The organism is Candidatus Aminicenantes bacterium (genome assembly GCA_026393795.1).
Classification (GTDB): domain Bacteria; phylum Acidobacteriota; class Aminicenantia; order UBA2199; family UBA2199; genus UBA2199.
This window is the reverse complement of record JAPKZL010000276.1, coordinates 1-1,683: the sequence shown is the minus strand read 5'-3', so window position 1 is coordinate 1,683 and position 1,683 is coordinate 1. Positions and strand designations below refer to the sequence as shown.

Sequence of the window (1,683 nt, the reverse complement as noted above, 5' to 3'; positions counted from 1 at the left end):
GCATGCAATTTCAAGGGGTTCCACTTGGTTGTGGCATGCCGACTGGCGAATGAGACGGTTGATTGTCTTGAGGACGCGACTACGGAGTTCCTCACGACGGTCCGGCCGGCGGGCATAGTCAATACGGCTGATGATATCGAGTCCGCAGGCGAGTTGGCCGTTGTAATCGGTACAGGTGGAAAGAATCTTCATATTGGACAGATCAACCAGTTGCACTGCCACGGTAGTTGTGCCCACATCAATGGCGATCCCGTAGTGCCTGCCAGTCCCGTCGTTTGCTTCAATGGCCGTGACCCGGTATCTTCTGATTTTTCCGGAAAAATATTCTGAGGTGGACATTTGTCTGGATGGCATTCCATTGGCAACCGTGACGGTTACATTCCCTCCGGCGGCCCGTAAGGCATCGGCTACCTGACGGATGACAGCGAGCGAAATAATTATCTCCTGTTTACCAAGCCGCTGTTGCAGTGTGCGTATGAGACGGTCCAGGTCTGACCGACCATCGGCTTTTTGCGGGGGCGGCACATAAATGTTTATTTTTTCGGTCAACGGGCGGCAGTCCTCCGGAGTCGGCAGTAAGGCCGGATCGATAAGCTCCATCCCGTCGTCGTCACTGAACTGGCCGCCGAAACGTCCGGCCTGATCGGGCACCTCAATGATAACATCGGTATCCTGGATAGATGTTCGGCAGGTCAGTACAAAGCCCTGATCTATTTCCGACTGAGTCAAAATGCCGAGGCTTTCACAGTCAACCCGGCCGGAGATGATGCGGACGGCGCAGTTACCGCAGGTCCCCTTGCCGCCGCAGGGGGCGTCGATCTCTACACCGGCCCGCCGTGCCACGTCCAGCAGCGTTGTCTTCGCTTGAACCTCGAGAGTGATCCCCAATGGTTGAAAAGTTACAGAAGGCATAATTTAATGCAAAAGTCAAAATGCAAAGTGTAAAATTAAAGATGATGAAACCATTAAAGAATGCAAAAGTCAAAATGCGAAATCAACTACTAAGAATTATTTTGCATTTTGCATTTTGCATTCTTTTCGCTGTTATAATAGATTTCCCTATGATTTTTGATAACTCATTACATTCACATGAAAAACTTTCAATTTTTATTTTTTCACCTAATTCTGCCTTGCAAAGCAACTTTAACCTTTCAGTACGATCTGAAGCTTATGAACAAAGTCCGCTCTACTTTCTGCACCGCAGGCCTCTTCATAATTAGCGCCGCATGAGGTTACAGAGCGCGTTAGTTGCTTCGCGATATGGGCCTCTGCATACGATATCTTCATTTGCCCGAAAAGTTTAATACCATCAACGGAAAATTGAAGAAATCTCTCCGAGAGGTCACGTTTTATCGAACAATTATCTTCCATACTTGATTTTGCATTTTTCATTTTGCATTTTTCATTTTGATAAAGCTTTCAATATCTGCGGCATCCTGGGGACCGACGAGCACCTTCCAGCCCGGCAGGTTTTCCTCCAGTTCCCCGCTGATCTGGGCGACGTAGCCGGGAATAACGATCTCGCGCGTGGATACCTGGTTCTCCAGGCCTACTTCCTTAACGAATTTGGCGATGGAGGCGCCGGAAAACTTTCCCGCCGCCCATGCTGTAAGCACGCTCATTCCCTCACATTCCGGGACCACCAGCCAGCCGCTTGTCCCGCTGTTTTCGATTTCGCCTGAG

3 protein-coding genes are annotated in these 1,683 nt (G+C 49.6%); all 3 read right to left on the bottom strand.

The window, feature by feature from the left end; all coding sequences use genetic code 11:
- A partial coding sequence (locus NTW95_13340; protein MCX6558393.1) for a 2Fe-2S iron-sulfur cluster-binding protein occupies window positions 1-888 on the bottom strand: 888 nt, incomplete at its 3' end.
- A 255-nt stretch (window positions 889-1,143) separates the two neighbouring features.
- Entirely contained in the window at window positions 1,144-1,392 is a 249-nt protein-coding gene (locus tag NTW95_13335) for a four helix bundle protein (protein ID MCX6558392.1), read from the bottom strand.
- Window positions 1,389-1,683: acetyl-CoA decarbonylase/synthase complex subunit gamma (locus NTW95_13330; GenBank protein ID MCX6558391.1), on the bottom strand; the 295-nt coding region annotated here is incomplete at its 5' end. The genes NTW95_13335 and NTW95_13330, both read right to left, overlap by 4 nt.